This is a genomic window from Streptomyces sp. NPDC087215 (assembly GCF_044744885.1).
Lineage (GTDB): Bacteria > Actinomycetota > Actinomycetes > Streptomycetales > Streptomycetaceae > Streptomyces.
Map to the genome: position 1 here is coordinate 845,757 of NZ_JBIUZD010000001.1, position 26,537 is coordinate 872,293.

Genomic DNA, 26,537 nt, shown 5'->3' on the forward strand with positions numbered 1-26,537 from the left:
CGGCCGTGTCCAACGGCGCACTTGGCGCGCTCATCAGCGCGTTTACGCGAGGGTCCGCGCCCCCGGCGCACGGAGCACCGGTACGGGGGGCGCGGACGATCCACTCGAATCAGTGAACGCCCGGGGCGTTACTTCTCCGTCCCGGGGCGTTACCTCTCCGTCCCGGCAGGTCACTTCTCGACTTCGGCGGCCAGCTTCCCGAGGACGGCGTCGTAGATCCGGCCGAGGCCCTTGGGCGCGAAGGTGCGCTCGAAGAAGCCTCCGACACCGCCCGCGCCGTTCCAGACGGTGCTGACGACGACGCGCGACGCGCCCTCACCGGCGGGGGTGACGGTCCAGGTGGTGACCATGGAGGAGTTCCGGTCCTTCTCGACCAGCTGCCCGTCGGTGGGCTGGGTGACCTCCAGGAGGCAGTCGCGGACGCGCTTGCTGGTGGCCTGGAGCTTCCAGTGGACGAGGGTGCCCTCGCCGTCGCCGCCCTCGCGCACCTCGTACTCGCTGAAGTGCTCGGGGAGCAGCTTCGCGCGCGTGCCGCTGTAGTCGGCCAGCGCGTCGAACACCGTCTCCGCGTCCGCCGCGACGATCCGTTCGGTGGTGGCCTCGACCTGCGCCATTGACTTCCTCCAGCTTGTGGTTCCTCGGGGGTGCGGGCCTAGCGAACCACGCCCGCTCCGGGGCGCGAAATCCGGGTTGAGGCGATCATGGGAACAAGTGTTCTATTCTGGCCGAACGGTCGAGCCGAACCCGTGGCGGAACCGAGGAAGAACCACCGAGGAGGCGTCCATGCGCTGGGACCATCTGGGCGACGACCCCGCCGCTCCCGCCGACACCGCCCTGTTCGGCGTGGACGCGGTCACCACCAGAACCTTCGACACGCCCGAGTTCCGGGGCATCACCTTCCACGAGGTGCGGGCCCGCTCGATCCTCAACCGGGTGCCCGGCGCCTCCCGGATGCCGTTCGAATGGACGGTCAACCCGTACCGGGGCTGCACGCACGCGTGTGTGTACTGCTTCGCCCGCAAGACCCACGGCTACCTCGACCTCGACACCGGGATCGGCTTCGACACCCAGATCGTCGTCAAGGTCAACGCGCCCGAGGTGCTCGCCCGCCAGCTCGCCTCCGCCCGCTGGCACGGGGCGCACATCGCGATGGGCACCAACGTGGACTGCTACCAGCGCGCCGAGGGCCGGTACCGGCTGATGCCCGGCATCCTCACGGCGCTGCGCGACCGCGCCAACCCGTTCTCCGTGCTCACCAAGGGCACGCTGATCCTCCGCGACCTGGAACTGCTCACCGAGGCGGCCCGGGTCACCGAGGTCGGCATCTCCGTCTCCGTCGGCTTCACCGACCGGGAGCTGTGGCGCACGATCGAACCGGGCACCCCCTCGCCGCAGGCCCGGCTCGACGTCGTCCGGACGCTCAGCGCGCACGGCATCGACTGCGGGGTCCTGATGGCACCCGTCGTCCCCTTCCTCGGCGACCGGCCCGAACAGCTGCGCGCCACCGTCCGCGCCGTCGCCGAGGCCGGGGCGAGCTCGGTCACCCCGCTGGTTCTGCACCTGCGCCCCGGCGCCCGCGAGTGGTTCGCACAGTGGCTTCGGGAGCACCACCCCGGTCTGGTGGGACGGTACGAGCGGATGTACGCGGACGGGGCCTACGCGCCGACCTGGTACCAGCGCCGGATCACCCGTCAGGTGCACGAACTGGCGGCCGAGTTCGGGATCGGGCCCGCACACCGGGGAGCGGCCCGCCGGATCCCCGTACCGGAGGAGCCGGAGTCGGCGGCGGCGCCCGAACAGCTCACACTCCTCTGACACGCCGTCGGATCCCCCTCCGTTCGGGTCAACTCTGGCTCCGGCGGGTCCTGTCCCGGTCCGTTCGGGGCACGGACGCCCTATGACCCCACGCGCAGGAATGCTGATCGCCGCGGGAGCGCTGGTCGCCGGGACGGTCACCGTCCTGCCCGCCGTCCCGGCGGGCGCCGCCGAGCCGGCTCCCCGGCCGCTCCCCCCGCTCACCTGGACGGACTGCGCCACCAAGGCGTATCCGAAGCTCCAGTGCGCCACCCTCAGGGCGCCCCTCGACCACGACGACCCGGCGGGCCGGACGATCACGCTCGCCCTCACCCGGGTCCCGCACACCGCGAAGACCTTCCAGGGGCCGCTGCTCGTGAACCCCGGCGGCCCCGGCGGCAGCGGGCGGGCGCTGGCCGGTCATGTGGCGGCGGCCCTGCCGCCGAAGGTGGCGGCGGAGTACGACGTGATCGGCTTCGACCCGCGCGGGGTCGGCAGGAGCGAGCCCGCGCTCGACTGCGAGCCCGGTCACTTCGCACCGGTCCGCCCGGCCTCCGTGCCGCGCGGCGCCGAGGCCGAGCGGGTCCAGATCGAGCGGGCCCGCTCCTTCGCGAAGGCCTGCGGCGAGAAGTACGCGGACGTGCTTCCGTACATCGACACGGTGAGCGCGGCGAAGGACATGGACGTCATCCGCCGGGCACTGGGCGCGCCGAGGATCAACTACCTCGGGTACTCGTACGGCACCTATCTGGGCGCCGTGTACGCCCGGCTCCACCCGGACCGGGTGCGGCGCATGGCGCTGGACTCCGTCGTGAACCCGCACGGCGTCTGGTACGAGGACAACCTCGCGCAGGACTTCGCCTTCGACGCGCGCCACAAGACGTTCATGGCGTGGATCGCCCGGCACGACTCCACGTACCGGCTCGGCACCGACCCGGCGGCGGTCGAGGCGGCCTGGTACCGGATGCGCGACGCCCTGGGCGACGCCCCGGCGGGCGGGAAGGTCGGACCGGGCGAGCTGGAGGACACCTTCCTGCCGGGCGGGTACAACAACGGCTACTGGCCCCGCCTCGCGCGGGCGTTCGCCGCGTACGTCAACGACGGGGACGCGGTGCCGCTGAAGGAGGCGTACGAGCGGTACGGGGAGGCCGACGCGGCCTCCGACAACGGCTACTCGGTCTACACCGCCGTGCAGTGCCGGGACGCGGGCTGGCCCCGGGACTGGAACGTCTGGCGCAAGGACACCTGGGACACGTACGCCAAGGCCCCCTTCTCCACCTGGAACAACGCCTGGTACAACGCGCCGTGCGCGTTCTGGCCGGTGCCGTCGCTGACCCCGCCGGACGTCGGCAACGACCAGATCCCGCCGGTCCTCGTCCTCCAGGCCACGGACGACGCGGCGACGCCGTACGAGGGCGGGGTCGCCCTGCACCGGCTGCTGCGCGGCTCCAGCCTCGTCGTCGAGGAGGGCGGTGAGAACCACGGGGTGACCCTCGGCGGGAACGCGTGCCTGGACGGGCATCTGGCGGCCTATCTCGCCGACGGGAGGGTCCCGCGCGCCGAGGACGACGGCGAGGTGGACGCGGTCTGCGCGGCGCTGCCGGAACCGGAGCCGCAGCCGGTGGCGCCCCCGGCGGCGAAGGGGCCCGCGAAGGAGTCCGCGCAGCCTTCGACCAGGTCCGCCGGGGCCGTCCCGGAGCGCCCGGAGACGGCCGGTGCGTCCGCCCCGGAGGCCGTGACCGGGCTCGTGGAGTCGGCCGGGACCACTCTGCACGAGCTCCTCGGCCAGGTGCGCTGACCCGCCCCTCCCCCGCCGACGACGACGCCCGCACCTCCGGAGGGACGCGGCCCGCACCCCGGGAGGTACGGGCGTGTCGGCGGCCCGTACCCCGGAGGTGCGGGCGTCGTCAGTGGTGTGCGCCCCGGAGGTGAGGGGGTTGTCGGTGGTGTGCGCGAGGATGGGCGCATGACGAGCCACCTCACCCATGTGCCCGCTCCCGACGGCCTCGCCGCCAGCCCGCAGTACAGCCATGTCGTCTGGGGGACCGGGCGTTTCGTCGCGATATCCGGCCAGTGCGCGTTCGACGCGTCGGGCGCGGTGGTCGGGGAGGGCGACGCGGTGGCGCAGGCGCGTCAGGTCTTCGCGAACCTGGAGCGGTGTCTGGCCGCGGCGGGCGCCGGTTTCGGGGACGTGGTGAAGCTGACCTACTTCGTCACGGACGTGGCCCATCTGCCCGCCGTGCGGGAGGCCAGGGACGCGTACTTCGCCGGGACGCCGCTGCCCGCCAGCTCGGCGGTCCAGGTCGCGGCGCTGGTCCGCCCCGAACTGCTGGTGGAGATCGAGGCGTTCGCGCTGGTTCCGTAGCACCCGGCCGGACTTCTCCGAAGCGGACGGACGGGCCCCACGGCCTAGGCGCGCCCCCGCCCGGTGGACCGGTCCTCAGCCGGTGGCGTCCAGCCGGTCGAGGGAGCGTCCCGCCGCCGCGCCGAGCCTCGGGTGCGGCAGCGCCGCTTCCAGGGCGGGGCGGGCCCGGGGGTCGCCGAGGGCGCCCAGGCCCTCGACGCAGGCGAGGCCGACCCGCCAGTGCGGGTCCTCCGGGGAGAGACGCCGTCCGAGGACGGTGACGAGCGCGGGGACGGACTCGGGGGCCCGGAGTTCGGCGAGCAGCCGGACCGGCAGCAGGGCGTAGGCGGCGCGGAGTTCGTTGGTGGCGAGGGCCGCCGCCGCGCGGGCGGTGCGCGGGTCGCCGAGCCGGATCAGCGCGTGGGCCGCGGTGACGCAGCGCTCGGGGTCGCGGTGGTTGAGGAGGAGCACGAGTGCCTCGAAGGCGCGGGCGTCGCCGAGGAGTCCGAGACGGCAGGCGGCGATCTCACGGGCCCAGAGCGGGCGTCCGGGCGCGGTGAGCGTCCGGTGGAGTTCCTCGGGATCGGTGGTCCCGGCGAGTTCCGTGAATGCGCCGGGAAGCGTTTCCCCGGCGTTTTCGATCTCGTCCCGCAATCGATCGATCATCGAGCAGAATTCGGGATCCTCCGCGCTGTCCATGAATCCGACACTATCCGCGATCCAGATCACATTTTCTCCGACTTCCGGGACTGGCGCGCCCGTTACCCGCCGGTTAGCCTCAAGTGAGCGGGGCACCCTCCGCGCTTTCCACGACGGCCTGGTGACGCAGCCGTCGTGGCGTTCGTCGGTTCGGCGGTTTCGACGTGGCTCCGGGACAGGGTCCGTCGCTCCTTCTCTCCAGGCCCTCCTCCTGGTTCTCCGGGGGACGTCCTCGTTCTCTTCCGCGCTGTTCCCCTCCTCGCGCGCGCACCGCCCTCAGTCGTCACTCTTCCTCCCAGGAGTCCCCTGATGGACATCCCCCTTCCCACCATCGCCGTCGTCGGCCTCGGCACCATGGGCACCGGCATCGCGGACGTCCTCGTCCGGGCCGGCCGCGAGGTCGTCGGCATCGACGTCAGCGACACCGCCGCCGCCCGCGCCGTCGCGGCCCTGGAGAACTCCACCGCCCGTGCCGTGGCGCGCGGGCGGATCACCGAGGAGGAGCGGCGGGACGCGCTCGCCCGGTTCCGTACCTTCTCCGACCTCCGGGCGGCGGCCGACGCGGACCTCGTGATCGAGGTCGTGCCGGAGTCGTACGAGGCGAAGCAGGAGGTCTTCCGGGCCCTGGACGGCATCGTGCGGCCCGACACGGTCCTGGCGACGGGCACCAACGCGCTGTCCGTCACCCGGCTGGCCGCCGACTCGGCGCACCCCGAGCGGGTCCTCGGCCTGCACTTCTTCACCCCGGTCCAGGCGATGAAGCTGGTCGAGGTGGTGTCCTCGGTGCTGACCGACCCGAAGGCCGTGGAGTCCGTCACGCGGCTCGCCCTCGATCTGGGGAAGGAGCCGGTGGCGGTCGGCGACCGGGCCGGATTCATCGCGGACGGACTGCTCTTCGGCTATCTGAACCAGGCGGCCGCCATGTACGAGGCGAAGTACGCCTCCCGTGAGGACATCGACGCGGCGATGCGGCTGGGCTGCGGTCTGCCGATGGGGCCGCTCGCGCTGCTCGACCTGATCGGGGTGGACACCGCGCGTACGGTCCTGGAAGCCATGTACGCCGACTCGCACGACCGGCTGCACGCCCCCGCCCCGGTCCTCAAGCAGCTCAGCGAGGCGGGGCTGACCGGCCGCAAGTCGGGCCGCGGCTTCTACACGTACGCGGCGCCGGGCTCCGGCGAGGTCGTTCGGGACGCGCTGACCCCGCTCGGCACGGCCGGGGCGGGCACCGGGCGGGCGGTCCGCTCGGTCGGCGTCGCCGGTTCGGGCACGATGGCCTCAGGCATCGCGGAGGTCTTCGCCAAGGCGGGGTACGCGGTGGTGCTGGCCGCGCGTTCCCAGGAGAAGGCGGACACGGCCAAGGCGCGGATCGCGAAGTCGCTGGCCCGTTCGGTCGACCGGGGCCGGATGACGGGCGAGGCACGGGACACGACGCTCGCCCTGATCACCCCGGCGGGGACCCTGGAGGCCTTCGCCGAGGTGGATCTGGCGGTCGAGGCGGTCGCCGAGGACCTGGCGGTCAAGCAGGAGCTGTTCGGCAGGCTGGACAAGATCTGCAAGCCGGGCGCGGTGCTCGCCACGACGACGTCCTCCCTGCCGGTGGTGGCCTGCGCCCGTGCGACCACCCGTCCGCAGGACGTCATCGGGATGCACTTCTTCAACCCGGCCCCCGCGATGAAGCTGGTCGAGATCGTCCGTACGGTGCTGACCGGCGACGAGGCGCACGCCACCGTCCGCGCGGTGACGGAGAAGATCCGCAAGCACCCGGTGGACTGCGGCGACCGGGCCGGTTTCATCGTGAACGCGCTGCTCTTCCCGTACCTGAACAACGCGATCAAGATGGTCCAGGACCATTACGCGACGCTGGACGACATCGACGCGGCGATGCGGCTGGGCGGCGGCTACCCGATGGGGCCGTTCGAACTGCTCGACGTGGTCGGCCTCGATGTGTCGCTGGCGATCGAGCAGGTCCTGCACCGCGAGTTCCGCGACCCGGGCCTGGCGCCCGCACCCCTCCTCGAACATCTGGTGGCCGCGGGCTGCCTGGGCCGCAAGACGGGGCGCGGCTTCCGCGAATATGCCAGGCGCTGAGCCGGGAGACTCCGGCTGGGGCGGTCTGCTGAGCCCTCCGGGCACCCTCGGTGCCCTGGGGGTACGGCCGCCCCCACCTGGGCACACTCCCCCTCCGATGCAGTACGTTCGGACCATGCCCAAGGCCGCGAAGACACCCCGTGCCACCTCCTCGTCCGACGCTCCGGAGAGCGCGGCGGGGACCCGCGCCGCCGCGCAGCGGCTCAAGATGCGCCGGGAACTGGCCACGGCCGCCATGGAGCTCTTCGCGACCAAGGGGTACGAGGCGACGACGGTCGACGAGATCGCGGCCACCGCCGGGGTCGCCCGGCGTACGTTCTTCCGCCACTTCCGCTCCAAGGAAGAGGCGATCTTCCCGGACCACGACGACACTCTGGTGCGGGCGGAGGCGGTCCTGAACGCGGCCCCGCCGCACGAGCACCCGCTGGACACGGTGTGCCGGGGCATCAAGGAAGTCATGAAGATGTACGCGGGGTCCCCCTCCGTCTCGGTGGCGCGCTACCGGCTCACCCGCGAGGTGCCGACGCTGCGGGAGCGGGAGATCGCCTCGGTGGCCCGCTACGAGCGCCTGTTCACCCGCTATCTCCTCGCGCACTTCGACGAGCGGGACCACCACGACGGCAACGACGATCCGCTGCTCGCCGAGGTGGCCGCGTCGGCGGTCGTCACGGCCCACAACCATGTGCTACGGCGCTGGCTGCGGGCGGGCGGCGAGGGCGATGTGGAGACCCAGCTGGACCACGCCTTCGCGATCGTCCGTGACACCTTCGGGACGGGCATGGGCGCGGGCCGTCCGGGCCCCGCCCCGTCGCCCGCCGCCGCGTCCGCGAGCCCGGTCGGCCTCCCGCCGCGGACCGGGGCCGCCGCGGCGGTCCGGGCGTCCGCAGCCGGTGACGTGGTGGTCGCGGTGGCCCGTACGGACGCGCCGCTCGACGAGGTCATGCGGACCATCCAGCAGGCGCTCGGCAGCGCCTGAACCCCTCGCCACACCGTGGGCCGCACCCCGACCGGGGTGCGGCCCGTTTTGTGTTTGCGCAGGTCGGAGCGGGTCGAAGGGGCCATTCGATCGATCATCGCTCATCTGTGGGCAGATTATTTCATCTGAGAGAAATCCTTGGCACGCAGTGCCTTGTCAGGTGACACGGCGTGCCATACGTTGATGTTGTCCGGGCGGCCGGAGCACGGAGAACACCCCGCGCGCCGACTGTCCCCACGAGCCATCGCGCCCGTGCGCCCGGACGCCTGCGTCACAGGCAACCCCGCGCCCACAGGCGCCGCGCCACCCGCACCACCGAGCCGAACCGACGGCACACCTCCACAGCAGCAGACTCCCCGTCGTACCCCTCAGGCGTCCCCCTCCCGGACGCCCATCGCCGGAGGCAACCCGTGAAGGAAATCCTGGCCGCGATCCAGTCGCAGGACGCCACGTCCGACGACTTCGCGAACATCCCGCTGCCCGAGTCGTACCGCGCCGTCACCGTCCACAAGGACGAGGCGGAGATGTTCGCCGGGCTCGCCACCCGCGACAAGGACCCGCGCAAGTCGCTCCACCTGGACCGGGTGCCGCTGCCGGAGCTGGGCCCCGGCGAGGCGCTCGTCGCCGTCATGGCCAGCTCGGTCAACTACAACTCGGTGTGGACCTCGATCTTCGAGCCGCTGTCGACCTTCGCCTTCCTGGAGCGGTACGGCAGGCTCTCCGAGCTCACCAGGCGCCACGACCTGCCGTACCACGTCATCGGCTCCGACCTCGCGGGCGTCGTGCTGCGCACCGGCCCCGGCGTCAACGCCTGGCGGCCCGGCGACGAGGTCGTCGCGCACTGCCTCTCCGTCGAGCTGGAGTCCTCCGACGGCCACAACGACACGATGCTCGACCCCGAGCAGCGCATCTGGGGCTTCGAGACCAACTTCGGCGGCCTGGCCGAGATCGCGCTCGTCAAGTCCAACCAGCTGATGCCGAAGCCCGACCACCTGAGCTGGGAGGAGGCGGCGGCCCCCGGCCTCGTCAACTCCACCGCGTACCGCCAGCTCGTCTCCCGCAACGGCGCCGGGATGAAGCAGGGCGACAACGTCCTGATCTGGGGCGCCAGCGGCGGACTCGGCTCGTACGCCACCCAGTTCGCCCTGGCCGGCGGCGCCAACCCGATCTGTGTCGTCTCCTCCCCCGAGAAGGCCGCCATCTGCCGGTCCATGGGCGCCGACGCGGTCATCGACCGCAACGCCGAGGGCTACCGGTTCTGGAAGGACGAGCGGACCCAGGACCCCAGGGAGTGGAAGCGCTTCGGCTCGAAGATCCGCGAGTTCACCGGCGGCGAGGACATCGACATCGTCTTCGAGCACCCGGGCCGCGAGACCTTCGGCGCCTCCGTGTACGTCACCCGCAAGGGCGGCACCATCACCACCTGCGCCTCCACCTCCGGGTACATGCACGAGTACGACAACCGCTACCTGTGGATGTCCCTCAAGCGGATCATCGGCTCGCACTTCGCCAACTACCGCGAGGCGTGGGAGGCCAACCGCCTGATCGCCAAGGGCAAGATCCACCCCACCCTGTCCAAGGTCTACCCGCTGGAGGAGACCGGCCAGGCCGCCCACGACGTGCACCGCAACGCGCACCAGGGCAAGGTCGGCGTCCTCGCCCTCGCCCCCGAGGAGGGCCTCGGCGTCCGCGACGCCGAGAAGCGCGCCCAGCACCTCGACGCCATCAACCGATTCCGCAACGTCTGAGCCCGGGACAACAGATGACTGAGCGTCAGAAAGACCGGCCGTGGCTCATGCGGACGTACGCCGGTCACTCGACCGCCGAGGCGTCCAACGAGCTGTACCGGCGCAACCTCGCCAAGGGGCAGACCGGTCTCTCGGTCGCCTTCGACCTGCCCACGCAGACCGGGTACGACCCCGATCACGTCCTCGCCCGGGGCGAGGTCGGCCGGGTCGGCGTCCCCGTCTCGCACCTCGGTGACATGCGACGGCTGTTCCAGGACATCCCGCTGGAACAGATGAACACCTCGATGACCATCAACGCCACGGCGATGTGGCTCCTGGCGCTCTACCAGGTGGTCGCCGAGGAGCAGGGCGCGGACGCCGCCCTGCTCCAGGGCACCACCCAGAACGACATCGTGAAGGAGTACCTGTCGCGCGGGACGCACGTCTTCCCGCCCGGCCCCTCGCTCCGCCTCACCACCGACATGATCGCGTACACCGTCGGCCACATGCCCAAGTGGAACCCGATCAACATCTGCAGCTACCACCTGCAGGAGGCCGGAGCCACCCCGGTCCAGGAGATCTCGTACGCGATGTCCACCGCGATCGCCGTGCTCGACGCGGTCCGCGACTCCGGCCAGGTCCCCGAGGACCGCTTCGGCGAGGTCGTCGCCCGCATCTCCTTCTTCGTGAACGCGGGCGTCCGCTTCATCGAGGAGATGTGCAAGATGCGCGCCTTCGGACGCATCTGGGACCGGATCACCCGCGAGCGGTACGGGATCGAGAACGCCAAGCAGCGCCGGTTCCGCTACGGCGTCCAGGTCAACTCGCTCGGCCTGACCGAGGCCCAGCCGGAGAACAACGTCCAGCGGATCGTCCTGGAGATGCTGGCCGTCACCCTCTCCAAGGACGCCCGCGCGCGGGCCGTGCAGCTGCCCGCCTGGAACGAGGCGCTCGGCCTGCCCCGGCCCTGGGACCAGCAGTGGTCGCTGCGCATCCAGCAGGTCCTGGCCCATGAGTCCGACCTCCTGGAGTACGAGGACATCTTCGCCGGTTCCCATGTCGTCGAGGCCAAGGTCGACTCGCTCGTCGGGGAGTGCCTGGCCGAGATCGACCGGATCCAGGAGATGGGCGGCGCCATGGCCGCCGTCGAGTCCGGCTACCTCAAGTCGCGGCTCGTCTCCTCGCACGCCGAGCGGCGCGCCCGCATCGAGGCCGGCGACGAGAAGATCATCGGTGTGAACATCTTCCGGTCGACCGAGGAGAACCCGCTCACCGCCGACCTGGACACCGCCATCATGACGGTCGACCCGGCGGTCGAGGCCCGGGTGGTCGACGCCGTCGGCCGCTGGCGCGCCGAGCGGCAGGAGTCCACCGACCGGCAGGGCAACGGCGACCCGTTCGTCTTCCCCACCACCCAGCAGGCCCTGGAACTGCTCAAGGAGACCGCCCGGGGCACGGACAACCTGATGGAGGCCACCCTGGAGTGCGCCCGCGCCGGTGTCACGACCGGCGAGTGGGCCGGGGCCCTGCGCGAGGTGTTCGGCGAGTACCGGGCGCCCACCGGTGTCTCCTCCGCCCCGGTCGCGGTGACGGCGGAGGCGGGCACTCCGATGGCCGAGGTCCGTGAGAAGGTGGCGCGGACCGCCGAGGAGCTCGGCTGCGGGCGGCTGCGGCTGCTCGTCGGCAAGCCCGGTCTCGACGGGCACTCCAACGGCGCCGAGCAGATCGCCGTGCGCGCCCGGGACGCCGGTTTCGAAGTGGTCTACCAGGGCATCCGGCTGACCCCCGAGCAGATCGTGAGCGCGGCCCTCGCCGAGGACGTGCACTGCGTGGGCCTCTCGATCCTCTCCGGTTCGCACACCGAACTGGTCCCGGACGTCCTCGGCAGGCTCCGCGAGGCGGGCGCGGCCGAGGTGCCGGTCATCGTCGGCGGGATCATCCCGAACGCCGACGCCGCCGAACTGAAGCGGGCGGGCGTGGCCGCCGTCTTCACCCCGAAGGACTTCGGCATCACGGAGATCATCGGCCGTATCGTCGACGAGATCCGGAAAGCGAACAAGCTCAGCCCCCTTGAAAGTACGGAGGTCCTCGCATGACCAGCCCCGCTTCCCCCGTGAACCGGCTCCGCCCGCGCCGCTCCTGCCTGGCGGTCCCCGGCTCCAACCCCCGGTTCCTGGAGAAGGCCCAGGGCCTCGCCGCCGACCAGGTCTTCCTGGACCTGGAGGACGCCTGCGCCCCGCTGGCCAAGCCCGAGGCCCGGCACACCATCGTGAAGTTCCTCAACGAGGGCGACTGGACCGGCAAGACCCGGGTGGTCCGGGTGAACGACTGGACGACCCACTGGACGTACCGGGACGTCGTCACGGTCGTCGAGGGCGCCGGCCAGAACCTCGACTGCATCATGCTGCCGAAGGTGCAGGACGCCCAGCAGATCGTGGCGCTCGACCTCCTGCTGACCCAGATCGAGAAGACCATGGGCTTCGAGGTCGGCAAGATCGGCATCGAGGCTCAGATCGAGAACGCCCAGGGCCTCACCAACGTCAACGCGATCGCGCGGGCCTCCCAGCGCGTGGAGACGATCATCTTCGGCCCGGCCGACTTCATGGCCTCCATCAACATGAAGTCGCTGGTCGTCGGCGAGCAGCCGCCCGGCTACCCGGCGGACGCCTACCACCACATCCTGATGAGCATCCTGATGGCCGCCCGTGCCAACAACCTCCAGGCGATCGACGGGCCCTACCTGCAGATCCGCAACCAGGAGGGGTACCGCGCGGTCGCGCGGCGGGCCGCCGCCCTGGGCTTCGACGGCAAGTGGGTGCTCCACCCGGACCAGGTCGCCGCCGCGAACGAGATCTTCTCGCCCTCGCAGGAGGACTACGACCACGCCGAACTGATCCTCGACGCGTACGACTACCACACCTCCGAGGCGGGCGGCAGGAAGGGTTCCGCGATGCTCGGCGACGAGATGATCGACGAGGCATCGCGCAAGATGGCCCTGGTCATCGCGGGCAAGGGCCGTGCCGCGGGCATGGAGCGCACCGGCGCGTTCGAGATCCCGGAGGCCTGATCCCATGCAGTTCGGCCGCACCTACGAAGAGTTCGAGATCGGCGCCGTCTACAAGCACTGGCCCGGGAAGACGGTCACCGAGTACGACGACCACCTGTTCTGCCTGCTGACGATGAACCACCACCCGCTGCACCTGGACGCGCACTACGCCGGGAACACGACGGACTTCGGGAAGAACGTCGTCGTCGGCAACTACGTCTACTCGCTGCTGCTCGGCATGTCCGTGCCGGACGTCTCCGGCAAGGCCATCGCCAACCTGGAGGTCGAGTCGCTGCGGCACGTGGCCCCGACCTTCCACGGCGACACGATCTACGGCGAGACGACCGTCCTCGGCAAGACCCCGTCGAGGTCGAAGAGCGACCGCGGCGTCGTCCACGTCGAGACCAAGGGGTACAAGCAGGACGGCACCCTCGTGTGCGTCTTCCGCCGCAAGGTGATGGTCCCCACCGAGACGTACGTCAAGGAGCGCGGCGGGGAACAGCCCGGCCGCCCCGAGCTCGTCGAGCCCGCCCGGAAGACAGAGAAGACGGAGAAGTAGTCATGGCCCGACTCGCCCAGACCGCCGGGCTCACGGACGTCCAGCGGGAGATCCTGAGGACCGTCCGGGACTTCGTCGACAAGGAGATCATCCCGGTCGCGACGGAGCTGGAGCACCGCGACGAGTACCCGCAGCAGATCGTCGACGGGCTCAGGGAGCTCGGTCTGTTCGGTCTGATGATCCCCGAGGAGTACGGAGGTCTGGGCGAGTCGCTGCTCACCTACGCGCTGTGCGTGGAGGAGATCGCCCGGGGCTGGATGTCGGTCTCCGGCATCATCAACACGCACTTCATCGTGGCGTACATGCTGAAGCAGCACGGCACGGCGGAGCAGAAGGAGTACTTCCTGCCGAGGATGGCGGCGGGCGAGACGCGCGGCGCGTTCTCGATGTCGGAGCCGGGCCTCGGCTCGGACGTGTCGGCGATCACGTCGAAGGCGGTGCGGGACGGCGAGGAGTACGTCCTGAACGGCCAGAAGATGTGGCTGACGAACGGTGGCACCTCGTCGCTGGTGGCCGTTCTCGTCCGGAGTGACGAAGGACACCCGGAGGGCACCGCCCCCCACAGGTCGATGACGACCTTCCTCGTCGAGAAGGAGCCCGGCTTCGGCGAGGTCCGTCCGGGCCTCACCGTCCCCGGCAAGATCGACAAGATGGGCTACAAGGGCGTCGACACGACCGAGCTCATCATGGACGGACTGCGCATTCCGGCCAATCGGGTCCTCGGCGGGGTCACGGGCCGAGGATTTTACCAAATGATGGACGGCGTGGAGGTGGGTCGCGTGAACGTGGCGGCCCGTGGCTGTGGTGTCGCTCAGCGTGCTTTCGAACTCGGCGTCTCCTATGCCCAGCAACGTCATACTTTCGGCAAGCCGATCGCCCAACACCAGGCGATTCAGTTCAAGCTCGCCGAAATGGCTACCAAGGTCGAGGCCGCCCATGCGATGATGGTGAATGCAGCACGCAAAAAGGACTCCGGGGAACGAAACGACCTCGAAGCGGGGATGGCGAAGTACCTCGCCTCCGAGTACTGCAAGGAGGTCGTCGAGGACGCCTTCCGCATCCACGGTGGCTACGGATTCTCGAAGGAGTACGAGATCGAGCGTCTCTACCGGGAGGCGCCGATGCTGCTCATCGGTGAAGGTACCGCCGAGATCCAGAAAATGATCATTGGTCGTCGACTGCTCGAGGAGTACCGCTTCCAGGGTTGATTGTCGGTTTTGAGTCGGTTCGGCCGCGAAGAAGATCACACCCTGTGTTCGCCTTCCGGCCGCCGACTCGGTTCCTGGCTTACCCAGTTGCGCCCCGCAACCGATAGCATCGAGGGAAAGCCGCCGTCCCCCGTTGCCAGTGCGGCATCATCCGCTACGAAGGTCATCCATGCCCCACAGCCAAACCTCTGCACACCGCGACAGCCTCACCGGCGTACGCCTCGCGCGCGGAGCATCGCCGTGGCTTCTGCCGACCGTCGCCACCGCGGCGCTCAGCCTCGTGCGCGCCCGCAAGTCGAAGCGTGCCGCGGCCGTCGCCGTGCCGGTCACCGCGCTCGCGGCCGGCATGTTGTGGTTCTTCCGCGACCCCGAGCGAGAGATCGCTCAGGGCCGGGTCATCTCCCCCGCCGACGGCGTGGTGCAGAGCATCATGCCGTGGAAGGACGGGCGCACCCGGGTCGCCATCTTCATGAGCCCGCTGAACGTCCACGTCAACCGCGCGCCGCTGGCCGGCACGGTGACGTCCGTGGAGCACGTTCCCGGCGGTTTCGTCCCGGCGTTCAACAAGGAGAGCGAGAACAACGAGCGCGTCGTCTGGCACTTCGACACCGAGCTCGGTGACATCGAGATGGTCCAGATCGCGGGCGCCGTCGCCCGTCGCATCGTGCCGTACGTCCCCCAGGGGACGAAGGTCGAGCAGGGTGACCGTATCGGCCTGATCCGCTTCGGCTCGCGCGTCGACATCTACCTCCCCGAGGGTGTCGAGGTCGCCGTCGAGGTCGGCCAGGCCACCACAGCGGGGGTGACTCGCATTGACCGTGATTGATCCCGACACACGGGCCGCCGACTGGGTCGCAGGGAGCGACGACGAGTCGGCCGAGGACAACGAGGAGATGCCGTTGTCGCTGAGGCTGTCCATAGCGGACGCCCTCACGCTCGGTAACGCCACGTGTGGCTTCATGGCGGTGTACTTCACCACCACCGGCATCCTCATCCCGCACCTGACGGGCAGCGCGGAGACCGGCATGGCGCGCAACAGCGCCGCCACCGCCGTGATCCTGATGCTCGCCGCGGCGATCTTCGACCTCTTCGACGGGATCGTGGCGCGCAAGCTGCGCTCCTCCCCGATGGGCGCCGAGCTCGACAACCTGTCGGACCTGATCAGCTTCGGGCTCGCCCCGGCCTACTTCGTCCTCGTGTACGGAATGGTCGCGGACGACGCCCAGCAGAAGGTCTCGGCGGTGGCCGCGATCGTGGTGCTGCTCGCGGTGGTGCTGCGACTGGCCAGATTCTCCTGCGTGACGATGAAGGACGGCATGTTCCAGGGGATGCCGAGCCCCTTCGGCGCCCTGACGGTCGTCTCGATCGTGCTCCTGGAGCTGCCGTTCATCCCGACGCTGCTCGCGATCATCGGTGTCGCGTGGCTGATGGTGAGCCGGGTCGAGTACCCCAAGCCCCGGGGCGTTCTCGCCGTGGCGATGCTCAGCTGGATCGTCGGCGCCATGGGAATGCTGGCGGCGTGGGCGTTCGACGCCCCGGGCGGCGCGTTCCTGCTCCAGGCGGGCTGCGCGCTCCAGGTCGTGATGGGCGCCGTGATCCCCCTCTTCGCGACCGCCCGGCGGGTGAACACCTTCCGTGGCAACCGGCGCGAGAACCGGGAGGCGCGGGCGGCGCAGCTGCCGTAGCGCACGACGTACGAAGAAGGGCCCCGGAGGCGATCACCGCCTCCGGGGCCCTTCCGTGTGCCCGGGGGCCGGGGGTCAGCCGAGGCGCTTGTAGTAGAGCGTGGTGGCGCACGGGACGCCCGCCGGGTCGGCGGCGAAGTCCGGGATCGTTCCGGCGGCGGTCCAGCCCGCGCCCCGGTAGAGACGCTCGGCCGGGCTGTCCGTCCGCGTGTCCAGGACGAGCAGCGTGAGCCCGGTCGCGGCGGCGTGCGCCTCGGCCTCGGCGAGCAGGGCGCGGCCGAGCCCCCGGCCGCGCGCCGACCGGTGGACGAGCAGCCGGGAGACCTCGCCCCTGTGCCGTCCGTTGGCCGTACCGGCGCGGACCAGGGTGACGACGCCGGTGAGCCTCCCGTCCGGCCCGTGGGCCGCCCAGACCTCCCGTACGCCCCGCTCGGCCTCTTCGGCGGCCCCTGACCACCAGGAGGTGGCCACGGCGGCCTCCAGGGGAGCCAGGAAGCCCACGGAGGCGCCGTCGTCCACGGCGTCCACGAGCAGGGCCGCGAGCCCGTCGGCGGCGTGGCGGCGCACCTCGTCGGCGGTCAGCCGGGCGACACGGTCGGCGGGCTGCCCGGCCCCGGCGTGCGGGTGCCTCTCCGTACGCTCGCGCGGGGACTCGCCCGCGGGCCGGTCCGCGGGCTCCTCCATGAGCCCCTCCGCGGGCGTCGCCGTGGGCCGGTTCGCGGCGGTCTCCGTCCGTGCGCCCGTGGGCGTCCCCGGGAGCGCCTCCAGGGGCTTCTCCAGGGGCTTCTCCAGGCAGAGGAGGCCCGGTCGGTCGTCCCAGGAGGGGACGGTGGCGAAGCCGAGGTCCTCGTAGAGGGCGAGCGGTTCCGGTCTCCCGGCCCAGACGGTGAGGCGTACGGCTCCGGCCCCGGCCGCCGACGCCCGGCCCAGGGCCTCGGTCATGAGGGCCCGCGCGATCCCCCGCCGGCGCGCCCCGGGGGTGACCCAGAGGCGCTTGACCTCCGGCGCCCGGCCCTCCCGGGGGGCCCGGAGGACGACGCAGCCGAGCGGGAGGGGACCGCCCGGCCCGGTGGCGAGCAGGACCGTGTCGGCGGCGAAGGCGGCGGCCGGGTCCTCGGTCTCGGCCCGGTAGGCGGCCGGAAGCCCGGCGGCCGTGGCGACGGGCGTTCCCTTCCGCTCCTGGTTGACCAGGTGGTAGGCGGTGAGCAGGGCGGGAAGGCCGGGGTGGGAGCGGTTCTCCTCGATCACGGCGGCCGGTTGGATCGGTGCGTTCATGCACCGAGCCTCACACCGTGTTGTTTCGTCCGTGTGACGTGCGGAGGGGCGGCCCGGGGCGGTCCCCCGCACGTCACCTCAGGAAGTCGCGGGCGATGGCCGCCGCCACGTCCTCCAGGAGCGGGCCCGCGTTCGCCATGGACGTGGCCGGGTCCGGCTCCAGTTCCGCGAGGGGGTAGGCCCGGCGGATGCCCGCCGCGCCCAGGGCCTCCGGCGGGAGGGCCAGGCGTCCGCAGACCGCGACGACCTCCTTGCCCGCCGCGCGGGCCGCCGCGGCGACGCCCGCCGGGGCCTTGCCGTGCAGGGTCTGCTCGTCGAGGGAGCCCTCGCCGGTGATGACCAGGGTGGCGCGCTCCAGGGCGGGGGCGAAGCCGAGGACGTCGAGCATCAGCTCGATGCCGGGGCGGAAGCTCGCGCCGAGGATGAGCGCGCCGTAGCCGATGCCGCCCGCGCCGCCCGCGCCGGGGGCCAGGGCCGCCTCGGCCGCCCGGGGGCCGACGGTCTTCTCCAGGACGGTGGCGAAGTGGGCGAGGGCCGCGTCCAGGGTGCGGACGTCGTCGGGGGTGGCGCCCTTCTGCGGTCCGTAGACCGCGGGGGCACCCTTGGGGCCGGTCAGCGGGTTGTCGACGTCGCTGGCGAGGATCAGCTCGACCGCGGCGAGGCGCGGGTCGAGGCCGGAGAGGTCGGCCGAGGCCAGTTCGGCGAGGGCCGCGCCGCCGGGTCCGACGGGCTCGCCGTCCGCGTCGAGGAGCCGGGCGCCGAGCGCGGCGAGCATACCCGCGCCGCCGTCGGTGGTGGCACTGCCGCCGACCCCGAAGACGAGCGTGGTGGCGCCCGCGTCAAGGGCCGCGCGGAGCAGTTCACCGGAGCCGTACGTGGTGGCGGTGAGCGGCGCGAAGGCCCCGGCCGGGAGGAGCTGGAGGCCGGAGGCCTCGGCCATCTCCACGACGGCGGTGGTGCCGCGCAGCGCGAAGGCGGCGACGACCGGTTCGCCGAGGGGGCCCGTCACCGGGAGTTCCCTGCGCTCGAATCCGGCCGCGACGGCCGCCGCGACGGTGCCGTCGCCGCCGTCGGCCACCGGCAGCGTCTCCACCACCAGCTCAGGGACGACCCTGCGGAGTCCCGCCGTGACCCGCTCCGCGACCTGCACGGCCGTGAGCGAGCCCTTGAACTTGTCGGCCGCCACGAGCACGTGGGCGACCTGAGTTGCTGCGCCGTCCGTCACCTTGCATCCCTTGCTTTCGAACGTGCAGTCGCGCCGTGGCCGACCCTATCCGGAGCCCCGGACGGCGTGCCACCCCCGGAAAAGACGAAATTCCGCACCATAGTGGGGTCGCATGAGCACGGAACCGATCGACAGGGACCCACAGGAGCGGTACGCGCCCGACGGCAAGGTCATCGGCATCGGGGTGGCCACGGTCGTCGCCGTCGTCGCCTGGGCCGCCCTCGGCAAGGACTCCTTCGACAGCGCCTCCGCCACGGCCCTGCAATGGGTCCTCGCCAACTTCGCCTGGCTGTTCGTGGTGGCCGCCGACACCTTCCTGGTGCTGTGCGTGGTGATCGCGCTGAGCCGGTTCGGCCGGATCAGGCTGGGCACGGACGACTCGGAGCCGGAGTTCACCACGCTGGCGTGGATCGCGATGATGTTCAGCGCGGGCATGGGCATCGGCCTGATGTTCTACGGCGTCGGGGAGCCGCTGACGCACTTCCTCAGCCCTCCCCCGGCCAGCGGGGTCCCGGCGGGCACGGGCGCGGCGGCGCGGACGGCCCTGGAGTACTCGTTCTTCCACTGGACGCTGACCCCCTGGGCGATCTACGGCATCGCGGGCCTCGCGCTGGCGTACGCGGGCTTCCGGAAGGGCCGGGGCAACCGGCTGAGTTCGGCGTTCGTGCCGCTGATGGGCGAGCGGCGGGCGAACTCCTGGCCGGGCAAGGCCATCGACCTGCTCGCGGTCTTCGCCACGGTCTTCGGCACGGCGACGAGTCTGGGGCTGGGCACCCTCCAGGTCGCCGAGGGGCTGAACCTGACGATGGGGGTGAAGGACTCCAAGGCCATCGAACTGATCATCATCGCGTCGCTCTCGGCCGCCTTCGTGCTGTCGGCGTTCTCCGGGCTGCACAAGGGCGTGAAGTGGCTCTCCACGCTGAACGTCTTCCTCGCGGGCTGTCTGATGCTGTTCGTCTTCCTGCTCGGACCCACCGTGTACATCCTCGACACCATTCCGGCCTCGGTCGGCGGGTACCTGGACCAGCTCCTGCCGATGGCGAGCCGCACCGGGGCGTTCACCGACCGGGAGTGGCTGGGCGCGTGGACGATCTTCTACTGGGCGTGGTGGCTGTCCTGGGCACCGTTCGTCGGCACCTTCATCGCCCGGATCTCGCGCGGCCGGACGATCCGGGAGTTCCTGGTGGGCGTGCTCCTCGTGCCGTCCGGCGCGACCGTGGTGTGGTTCTGCGTGATGGGCGGCACGGCGATCCGTCTGGAGTCGACGGGTGCGGCCGATCTGGCGTCGACCGTCAAGGACGGGGCGGAGGCCTCGCTGTTCGGGATGCTGGAGGCGCTGCCGATCGGCACGGTCACCTCGGTCATCGCGATGCTCCTGGTGATGACGTACTTCATCACCAGCGCGGACTCGGCGTCCCTGGTGATGGGGTCGCTGACCAGCCGGGGTTCGCTCCACCCGCCGACCTGGCTGGTGGTGACCTGGGGCGTCCTGATGGCCGTGGTGGCGGCGGTGCTGCTCGTCGCGGGCGGGCTGAACTCGCTCCAGACGGCGACGATCCTGGTGGCGCTGCCGTTCGTGGTGGTGATGCTGGTGCTGTGCTTCGCCCTCCTGAAGGAGCTGCGGGAGGATCCGGGGGCGGGCCCGGCCCGGCACCAGGCCCTGCACGGGATGCGGGACGCGGTCCGCACCATGGTCGGGGAGGCGATGACCGAGCGGGGCACCAACCGTCATCCGAGGCTGCGCCGGGCGGCGAAGGCCCGTACGGAGTCGGACTCCCCGGAGGACGAGGGCTGAGGGCCCGGGTCCGTCAGCCCTGCGGGGGCTCGGGCGCGTCGAGTGCGACGGTGACCTCGGCCGTGCGGGGAACGTAGCACCGGTCCGGGCGCGGTGTCGCGGGAGTGTGCGATTCCGGCGCCGGGCTGTGGGGTCCCGGCCCGGCCGGAACGGAGCGCGGTCCCGGCCAGGTCAGAAGAGCGTGTGGTCCCGGCCCGATTCGAAGGCGAGGAGCCGCTGCTTGCGGTCGAGACCGCCGCCGTAGCCGGTGAGTCCGCCGCCCGCGCCGACCACCCGGTGGCAGGGGACGATCACGCTGACCGGGTTCTTCCCGTTGGCGAGGCCGACGGCGCGGGAGGCGCCCGGGTTGCCGAGGGCGTCGGCGAGTTCGCCGTACGTACGGGTCTCGCCGTACGGGATGCGGCACAGCTCGGCCCAGACGCGCCGCTGGAACTCGGTGCCGATCAGACGCAGCGGCAGGTCGAACTCGGTGAGCTCGCCCGCGAAGTAGGCGTCGAGCTGGCGGACCGCCTCGGTGAAGGGGCGCGGGTCGGGCGCGCCGAAGGTCTCCTCGGACGGCCGGTGGCGCTGGCCGGTCATGTGGACGCGGCTGAGGACGCCGTCGACGGCGACGAGGGTCAGCGGCTCGTACGGGCTGTCCATCACGGTGTGCAGGACGGTGGGGGGCATGGCGGTTCAGTGTCCTTCGGTGGGCAGGAGGTTGATCGGGTGGTCGTCGGTCGCCCACAGGTACTGCACGGCGTACGCGCGCCAGGGGCGCCAGTGTGCCGCGCGGGCGGTGAGGGCGGCAGGGGTGCCGGGGAGGCCGAGTCCTTCGGCGGCGCGGCGGACGCCGAGGTCGCCGGGGAGGAAGGCGTCGGGGTCGCCGAGCGCCCGCATGGCGATGATCTCGGTGGTCCAGGGGCCGAAGCCGGGCAGGGCGCGCAGCCGGGCGCGGGTCTCCTCGCGGTCCTCGGCGGGGCCGAGGGTGAGGGAGCCGTCGGCGAGGGCCCGGACGAGGGTGAGCAGGGTGGTGCGTCGGCTGCGGGGCAGGGCGAGGGTCTCCGGGTCGAGGACGGCGAGGGCCTCGGGGCCGGGGAAGAGGTGGGTGAGGCCGCCCTCGGGGTCGTCGACGGGGGTGCCGTGCGCGGTGACCAGCCGGGCGGCGTGGGTGCGGGCGGCGGCGGTGGAGACCTGCTGGCCGAGGACGGCCCGTACGGCGAACTCGGCGGGGTCCACGGTCCCGGGCACCCGGCGGCCGGGCGCGGTGTCCACGACGGGCGCGAGCAGCGGGTCGGCGCGCAGCCGGTCGTCCACGGCCACGGGGTCGGCGTCGAGGTCGAGGAGCCTGCGGCAGCGGCTGATGGCGTGGGTCAGGTCGCGGGGGTCGGTGAGGGAGAGGCCGCAGGCGATGTGGTCGGGGCGGGGGGCGAGGGCGACGATGCCGTGGCCGTACGGGAGGTTCAGCGTCCGGCGGTAGGCGCCGTCGCGCCACTCCTCGATGCCGGGGACCGCGGTGGCGGCGAGGTGGCCGAAGAGGTTGGAGGGTTCCAGGGGGGTGCGGAACGGCAGCCGGAGGGAGATCGTGCCGGGAGTGCCGGTGCGGGCGGGTCCGGTGGTTTCTGTGGTTTCTGTGGTTCCTGTGGGGCGGGAGGCGCGGGCGCGGAGTTCGCCGGGGGTGAGGGCGAAGACCTCGCGGACGGTCTCGTTGAAGGTGCGGATCGAGGCGAATCCGGCCGCGAAGGCGATCTCGCCCAGGGGCATGGCGGTCGTCTCGATGAGGACCCGGGCGGTCTGGGCGCGCTGGGCGCGGGCCAGGGCGAGGGGTCCCGCGCCCAGTTCGGCGAGGAGCTGGCGTTCGATCTGGCGGGTGGACCAGCCGAGCCGCCGGGCGAGCCCGGGGACGCCTTCCCGGTCGACGACCCCGTCCTGGATGAGGTGGACGGCGCGGGCCACGGCGTCCGCGCGGACGTTCCACTCGGGCGAGCCGGGGGTGGTGTCGGGGCGGCAGCGTTTGCAGGCGCGGAATCCGGCCCGCTGGCAGGAGGCGGAGCTGGGGTGGAACTCCATGTTCTCGGGCTTGGGCGGATGGGCCGGACAGCTGGGCCGGCAGTAGATCCGGGTGGTGCGGACGGCGGTGAAGAACACGCCGTCGAAGCGGGCGTCCTTCGACTGGACGGCCCGTACGCAGCGCTCCGTGTCGGTGTGCATGAATCAAGCATCGGCGACGTACGGCGCTCGGGCTGGCGGAAAAACGACATGGGTGTCCGCCCTGGTCGCGGCGCCCGGCGGGAGGCGGCGCCGCGACCGGTCGGGTCAGTTGCCGCCGACGGGGCCGACGTACGAGCCCGGGTGGGTGGCTCCGTCCTGGAGCAGGACCGGGGAGAAGGTCCAGGTCAGGGTCTTCGCCCGGGTCTCGCCGGGCGGGGTGACGACCATCGTCCGGGGGGTCAGCTCGACGCCGTCGCCGCCGTACGACTGGTAGGTGACGGTGAAGGCGGTGCGCGCTCCGGGCTTGAGGGTGACGAGCCGGGGCTTCTGGGAGGTCTGCCGGGGCAGGGACCAGGTGCTGGCGCCCACGAGGTCGACGCCCGGGTAGCCCTTGAGGGTGCAGGGGGTACCGCTCTTGTTGGTGAGCCGGACCACGACCGCGCCCTCCTCGCCGACGGCCTGGGCACCGCTGCCGGGGGCGATCTCGAAGCCGAGACCGGCGGTGCGGCAGGGCTGCCCGGCCCCGGCCCCGGCGTCGTCGGAGCCGGAGGAGGAGCCGCCGGAGGCCGACGCGGACGGGGAGGCCGAGGCGTCGGCGGAGGAGGAAGCCGACGGGGAGGCGGACACGGAGCCGGACGCGGACGGCGTCCCGCTCGGCGCGGCGGCGGAATCCGTCGAGCTGCCGCTCGCCGAGCCGGTCGTCGTGGCGCCGGAACAGCCCGTCAGGGCGAGGCCGCAGACCAGCGCGACGGCGGACAGGGCGGGGACACGAAGACGACGCATGGACATGAGAAGGGAACTCCCCCGTTGTGGTGCCTCGTACGGCCGGCACAGGTCACATGGCGGCACGCGGTCGCGCGTACCGGCGTGCCGTCCTACTCGAACCGCGTGGTGTCACCGGCCCCGCGGCGCGTGATCTCGGGCTCGCCACTGGAGAAGTCGACCACGGTGGTGGGTTCGGTTCCACAGTCGCCGGAATCGATCACGGCGTCGACCTGGTGGTCGAGCCGTTCCTTGATCTCCCAGCCCTGGGTGAGGGGTTCCGCCTCGTCGGGGAGCAGCAGGGTGCTGGAGAGCAGCGGCTCGCCCAGTTCGGTCAGCAGTGCCTGGGTGACGACGTGGTCGGGGATGCGGACGCCGACGGTCTTCTTCTTGGGGTGGAGGAGCTGGCGCGGCACCTCCCGGGTGGCGGGCAGGATGAAGGTGTACGGGCCGGGGGTGGCGGCCTTGATCGCGCGGAAGACGTCGTTGTCGACCTGGACGAGCTGGCCCAGCTGGGCGAAGTTCTGGCACATGAGCGTGAAGTGGTGCCGGTCGTCGAGGTGGCGGATCGCGCGGATGCGGGTGATGCCGTCCCGGCTGCCGAGGCGGCTGCCGAGCGCGTAACAGGAGTCGGTCGGGTACGCCACGAGCGCCCCGTTCCTGATGCTGTCGGCGATGGTGCCGATGGTGCGGGGCTGCGGATTCTCGGGATGGACGTCGAAGTACTTTGCCATGGGGGCAGTCTATTTTCGAAGGCGGCGCCAGACCGCCTTCGCCGCGTTGTGCCCGGACATGCCGTGCACGCCGGGGCCGGGCGGGGTCGCCGCGGAGCAGAGGAAGACCGCCGGGTGGGGGGTGGCGTAGGGGCGGAGGGAGAGGGTGGGGCGCAGCAGGAGCTGGAGGCCCCGGGCGGCGCCGCAGGCGATGTCGCCGCCGACGTAGTTGGCGTTGTGCGCGGCGAGTTCGGGCGGTCCGGCGGTGGCGCGGGCGAGGACGCGGTCGCGGAAGCCGGGGGCGAAGCGCTCGATCTGGCGCTCGATCGCGTCGGTGAGGTCTCCGGTCCAGCCGTTGGGCACATGGCCGTACGCCCAGAAGACCTGCTTGCCCTCGGGGGCGCGGGAGGGGTCGACGAGGCTGGGCTGCGCGGTGATGAGGAAGGGGGCGTCGGGGGCGGTGCCGGAGGAGGCGCGGTGCAGGGCGGTGTCGATCTCTCCGGCGGTGGGACCGATCTGGACGGTTCCGGCGCGCCGGGCTTCCGGCGCGGTCCACGGCACGGGTCCGTCGAGGGCATAGTCGATCTTGAAGACACCGGCGCCGTAGCGGTAGTGGTCGTAGTGCCCGCCGAATCCGGCGATCCGGGCGAGGGCCGTCGGTGAGGTGTCGAAGACGTAGGCGCGGGCCGGGGGCAGGTCGTCGAGGCGCTTGACCTCGAAGTCGGTGTGCACGGCGCCGCCGAGGTCCTTGAGGTACGCGGTGAGGGCGTCGGAGATCGACTGGGAGCCGCCCCGGGGCATCGGCCAGCCGCCCGCGTGGGCGGCGAGCGCGAAGACCAGGCCGACGGCGCTCGTGGCGAAGCCGCCGAGGGGGGCGATGACATGGCCGACGAGCCCGGCGAACAGGCCCTTGGCCTTCTCGTCGCGGAAGCGACGCATCAGCCAGGTGGACGGCGGCAGTCCGTCGATGCCGAAGCGGGCGAGGGTGACGGGGTCGCGGGGCAGTGCGGTGAGCGGCAGCTGCATGAAGTCCCGGGCGAGGCCGTCCCACTTGCCGAGGTAGGGGGCGACGAGCCTGCGGTACGCCCCCGCGTCGTGCGGGCCGAAGGAGGCGGCGGTCTCGGCGACGGAGCGGGCGAGGACGGCGGCGGTCCCGTCGTCCCAGGGGTGGGCCATGGGCAGTTCGGGGTGGAGCCACTCCAGTCCGTACCGGGCGAGCGGCATCGTGCGGAAGACGGGCGAGCCCGCGCCGAGCGGGTGCACGGCGGAGCAGGGGTCGTGCCGGAAGCCGGGGAGGGTCAGTTCCTCGGTCCTGGCGCCGCCGCCGACGGTGGACTTCGCCTCGAAGACGGCCACGGAGAAGCCCCTGCGGGCGAGTTCGACGGCGGCGGTCAGGCCGTTCGGCCCCGCTCCCACGACGACGGCATCGAGCATGGACGTCCCCTTCGGCACCTTCGGACTCCTTCGTCAGCCGATGGCCAAGGCTCACAGGATAGGCCGGTGGTCGCGCCCTTCTCACTGCCCCCCGAGAAGGGCGCGTATCCGCTCGGCGGTCGCCGTGTCGCGTGCCGCCGTGAACGGCAGGGCGTTCCCCCCGGTGATCCGGAACGGCTCGCCCGCGACGGTGGTGTGGGTGCCGCCCGCCTCGGTGACGAGGAGGAGTCCGGCCGCGTGGTCCCAGGCGAACTCCCAGGAGAAGGCGGTGGCGTCGAGCGCGCCGCGGGCCACCGCCAGGTATTCCAGTCCCGCGGAGCCGCAGGGCCGGGGGCGGACGCCCTCGGTGACCAGACCGAGCAGGGCGCGCTTCTCGTCGGGGGTGGTGTAGTCGGGGTGGGAGGTGGCGACCTCCAGGACGGCGCCGGGGGCGGGCGCGCCGGAGCGCAGCGGCTGCCCGTCGAGGAGGGCGCCGCCGCCCTTGACGGCGACGGCGAACTCGTCGAGCGCGGGTGCGAAGGTCCAGGAGGCGAGCAGTTCGCCGTGGAGCGCGAGCGCGACGAGGGTGCAGAAGCCGGGGTCTCCGTGGACGAACTGACGGGTGCCGTCGACGGGGTCGACGATCCACACGGGGGCGTCGCCCCGCAGCGCGTCGTAGACGGCGGGGTCGGCGTGGACCGCTTCCTCGCCGACGACCACGGAGCCGGGCAGCAGGGCGGTGAGGGAGGCGGTGAGGTGTGCCTCGGCGGCCCGGTCGGCGACGGTGACCAGGTCGTGCGGCCCGTTCTTCTCCAGGATCTCCTCGTCGGCGAGCTGCCGGAAGCGCGGCGTGATCTCGGCGGCGGCAGCCTTGCGAACGGCCTCCTCCACCTGGGCCAGGGGGACGTCGAGGACGTGCTCGGGGAACTCATCGATCATGTCCCCCAGCTAAGCACGGGGGGCTGACAGCCGGGCCGTCGCGTTCGTCACCGTCCGTTTCCCCGGGGAGTACCCTTTGGCCGAGTTCACCCCTTA

Annotated in this window: 23 protein-coding genes; 13 read left to right on the plus strand and 10 right to left on the minus strand. The window is 72.0% G+C overall.

The features are described from left to right. Positions 1–170 precede the first annotated feature (170 nt). On the minus strand, positions 171–614 hold the full coding sequence (locus tag ACIO92_RS03595; protein WP_366442794.1) for an SRPBCC family protein: 444 nt from the start codon (positions 612–614) through the stop codon (positions 171–173). A 169-nt stretch (positions 615–783) separates the two neighbouring features. On the opposite strand from ACIO92_RS03595, the gene ACIO92_RS03600 reads away from it, so the two are divergent. The 3 genes from ACIO92_RS03600 to ACIO92_RS03610 all read left to right on the plus strand — a co-directional run bounded on the left by ACIO92_RS03600 (position 784) and on the right by ACIO92_RS03610 (position 4,159). Next, a complete protein-coding gene (locus ACIO92_RS03600) occupies positions 784–1,815 on the plus strand; it encodes an Rv2578c family radical SAM protein (RefSeq protein WP_366442793.1) in 1,032 nt (343 codons plus the stop codon). 82 nt (positions 1,816–1,897) lie between these two features. Beyond that, positions 1,898–3,592: an alpha/beta hydrolase gene (locus ACIO92_RS03605; protein ID WP_402280973.1), complete on the plus strand. Its 1,695-nt coding sequence runs from the start codon at positions 1,898–1,900 to the stop codon at positions 3,590–3,592. A 168-nt stretch (positions 3,593–3,760) separates the two neighbouring features. Continuing rightward, positions 3,761–4,159, plus strand: a complete 399-nt coding sequence (locus tag ACIO92_RS03610) for a RidA family protein (protein WP_366442791.1) — start codon at positions 3,761–3,763, stop codon at positions 4,157–4,159. Between the two features lie 75 nt (positions 4,160–4,234). On the opposite strand, the gene ACIO92_RS03615 is transcribed toward ACIO92_RS03610, so the two are convergent. After that, on the minus strand, positions 4,235–4,837 hold the full coding sequence (locus ACIO92_RS03615; RefSeq protein ID WP_402058509.1) for a HEAT repeat domain-containing protein: 603 nt from the start codon (positions 4,835–4,837) through the stop codon (positions 4,235–4,237). A gap of 309 nt (positions 4,838–5,146) precedes the next feature. Between ACIO92_RS03615 and ACIO92_RS03620 the strand changes: the two genes are divergently transcribed. The 9 genes from ACIO92_RS03620 to pssA all read left to right on the plus strand — a co-directional run bounded on the left by ACIO92_RS03620 (position 5,147) and on the right by pssA (position 16,129). After that, positions 5,147–6,928, plus strand: a complete 1,782-nt coding sequence (locus ACIO92_RS03620) for a 3-hydroxyacyl-CoA dehydrogenase family protein (protein WP_402280970.1) — start codon at positions 5,147–5,149, stop codon at positions 6,926–6,928. A 115-nt stretch (positions 6,929–7,043) separates the two neighbouring features. Next, positions 7,044–7,904 (plus strand): TetR family transcriptional regulator, encoded by an 861-nt coding sequence (locus ACIO92_RS03625; protein WP_402058508.1) that lies wholly within the window; start codon positions 7,044–7,046, stop codon positions 7,902–7,904. A gap of 410 nt (positions 7,905–8,314) precedes the next feature. Beyond that, positions 8,315–9,652: a crotonyl-CoA carboxylase/reductase gene (gene ccrA, locus ACIO92_RS03630; RefSeq protein ID WP_366442787.1), complete on the plus strand. Its 1,338-nt coding sequence runs from the start codon at positions 8,315–8,317 to the stop codon at positions 9,650–9,652. A gap of 14 nt (positions 9,653–9,666) precedes the next feature. Then, positions 9,667–11,727 carry a protein meaA gene (locus ACIO92_RS03635; RefSeq protein WP_366442786.1) on the plus strand — a complete coding sequence of 687 codons (2,061 nt, stop codon included), beginning with the start codon at positions 9,667–9,669 and terminating at the stop codon, positions 11,725–11,727. Beyond that, positions 11,724–12,698: an HpcH/HpaI aldolase/citrate lyase family protein gene (locus ACIO92_RS03640; RefSeq protein ID WP_401237465.1), complete on the plus strand. Its 975-nt coding sequence runs from the start codon at positions 11,724–11,726 to the stop codon at positions 12,696–12,698. Before ACIO92_RS03635 ends, ACIO92_RS03640 begins: the two co-directional genes overlap by 4 nt. Positions 12,699–12,702: 4 nt before the next feature. Further along, positions 12,703–13,236: a MaoC family dehydratase gene (locus tag ACIO92_RS03645; RefSeq protein WP_366442784.1), complete on the plus strand. Its 534-nt coding sequence runs from the start codon at positions 12,703–12,705 to the stop codon at positions 13,234–13,236. Between the two features lie 2 nt (positions 13,237–13,238). After that, a complete protein-coding gene (locus tag ACIO92_RS03650) occupies positions 13,239–14,444 on the plus strand; it encodes an acyl-CoA dehydrogenase family protein (protein WP_366442783.1) in 1,206 nt (401 codons plus the stop codon). A 169-nt stretch (positions 14,445–14,613) separates the two neighbouring features. Continuing rightward, the gene (locus tag ACIO92_RS03655; RefSeq protein ID WP_366442782.1) at positions 14,614–15,270 is read left to right on the plus strand and encodes a phosphatidylserine decarboxylase; all 657 of its coding nucleotides are present in this window, start codon (positions 14,614–14,616) and stop codon (positions 15,268–15,270) included. Then, positions 15,263–16,129, plus strand: coding sequence for a CDP-diacylglycerol--serine O-phosphatidyltransferase (gene pssA / locus ACIO92_RS03660; protein WP_366442934.1), 867 nt, complete (start codon positions 15,263–15,265; stop codon positions 16,127–16,129). The genes ACIO92_RS03655 and pssA overlap by 8 nt, the downstream gene beginning before the upstream one ends. A gap of 75 nt (positions 16,130–16,204) precedes the next feature. On the opposite strand, the gene ACIO92_RS03665 is transcribed toward pssA, so the two are convergent. Together ACIO92_RS03665 and ACIO92_RS03670 are read right to left on the minus strand one after the other, a co-directional pair. Then, positions 16,205–17,404: a GNAT family N-acetyltransferase gene (locus ACIO92_RS03665; protein ID WP_402280966.1), complete on the minus strand. Its 1,200-nt coding sequence runs from the start codon at positions 17,402–17,404 to the stop codon at positions 16,205–16,207. Between the two features lie 73 nt (positions 17,405–17,477). After that, the gene (locus tag ACIO92_RS03670; RefSeq protein WP_401237470.1) at positions 17,478–18,629 is read right to left on the minus strand and encodes a glycerate kinase; all 1,152 of its coding nucleotides are present in this window, start codon (positions 18,627–18,629) and stop codon (positions 17,478–17,480) included. A gap of 112 nt (positions 18,630–18,741) precedes the next feature. On the opposite strand from ACIO92_RS03670, the gene ACIO92_RS03675 reads away from it, so the two are divergent. Further along, positions 18,742–20,424 carry a BCCT family transporter gene (locus tag ACIO92_RS03675; RefSeq protein ID WP_366442779.1) on the plus strand — a complete coding sequence of 561 codons (1,683 nt, stop codon included), beginning with the start codon at positions 18,742–18,744 and terminating at the stop codon, positions 20,422–20,424. Between the two features lie 171 nt (positions 20,425–20,595). Here the strand turns inward: ACIO92_RS03675 and ACIO92_RS03680 are convergent, their stop codons facing one another. The 6 genes from ACIO92_RS03680 to ACIO92_RS03705 all read right to left on the minus strand — a co-directional run bounded on the left by ACIO92_RS03680 (position 20,596) and on the right by ACIO92_RS03705 (position 26,441). Next, positions 20,596–21,093 (minus strand): methylated-DNA--[protein]-cysteine S-methyltransferase, encoded by a 498-nt coding sequence (locus tag ACIO92_RS03680; protein WP_366442778.1) that lies wholly within the window; start codon positions 21,091–21,093, stop codon positions 20,596–20,598. Positions 21,094–21,099: 6 nt separating this feature from the next. After that, a complete protein-coding gene (locus tag ACIO92_RS03685) occupies positions 21,100–22,614 on the minus strand; it encodes an AlkA N-terminal domain-containing protein (RefSeq protein WP_402280964.1) in 1,515 nt (504 codons plus the stop codon). Between the two features lie 105 nt (positions 22,615–22,719). Further along, positions 22,720–23,397, minus strand: a complete 678-nt coding sequence (locus ACIO92_RS03690; RefSeq protein ID WP_401237478.1) for a DUF4232 domain-containing protein — start codon at positions 23,395–23,397, stop codon at positions 22,720–22,722. A 92-nt stretch (positions 23,398–23,489) separates the two neighbouring features. Beyond that, complete coding sequence (locus tag ACIO92_RS03695; RefSeq protein ID WP_366442775.1) at positions 23,490–24,110, minus strand: L-threonylcarbamoyladenylate synthase; 621 nt, start codon at positions 24,108–24,110, stop codon at positions 23,490–23,492. A 9-nt stretch (positions 24,111–24,119) separates the two neighbouring features. Beyond that, positions 24,120–25,523, minus strand: coding sequence for a phytoene desaturase family protein (locus ACIO92_RS03700; protein ID WP_402058583.1), 1,404 nt, complete (start codon positions 25,521–25,523; stop codon positions 24,120–24,122). An 81-nt stretch (positions 25,524–25,604) separates the two neighbouring features. Continuing rightward, a complete protein-coding gene (locus ACIO92_RS03705) occupies positions 25,605–26,441 on the minus strand; it encodes an inositol monophosphatase family protein (protein WP_401237480.1) in 837 nt (278 codons plus the stop codon). Between the last annotated feature and the right edge of the window lie 96 nt (positions 26,442–26,537).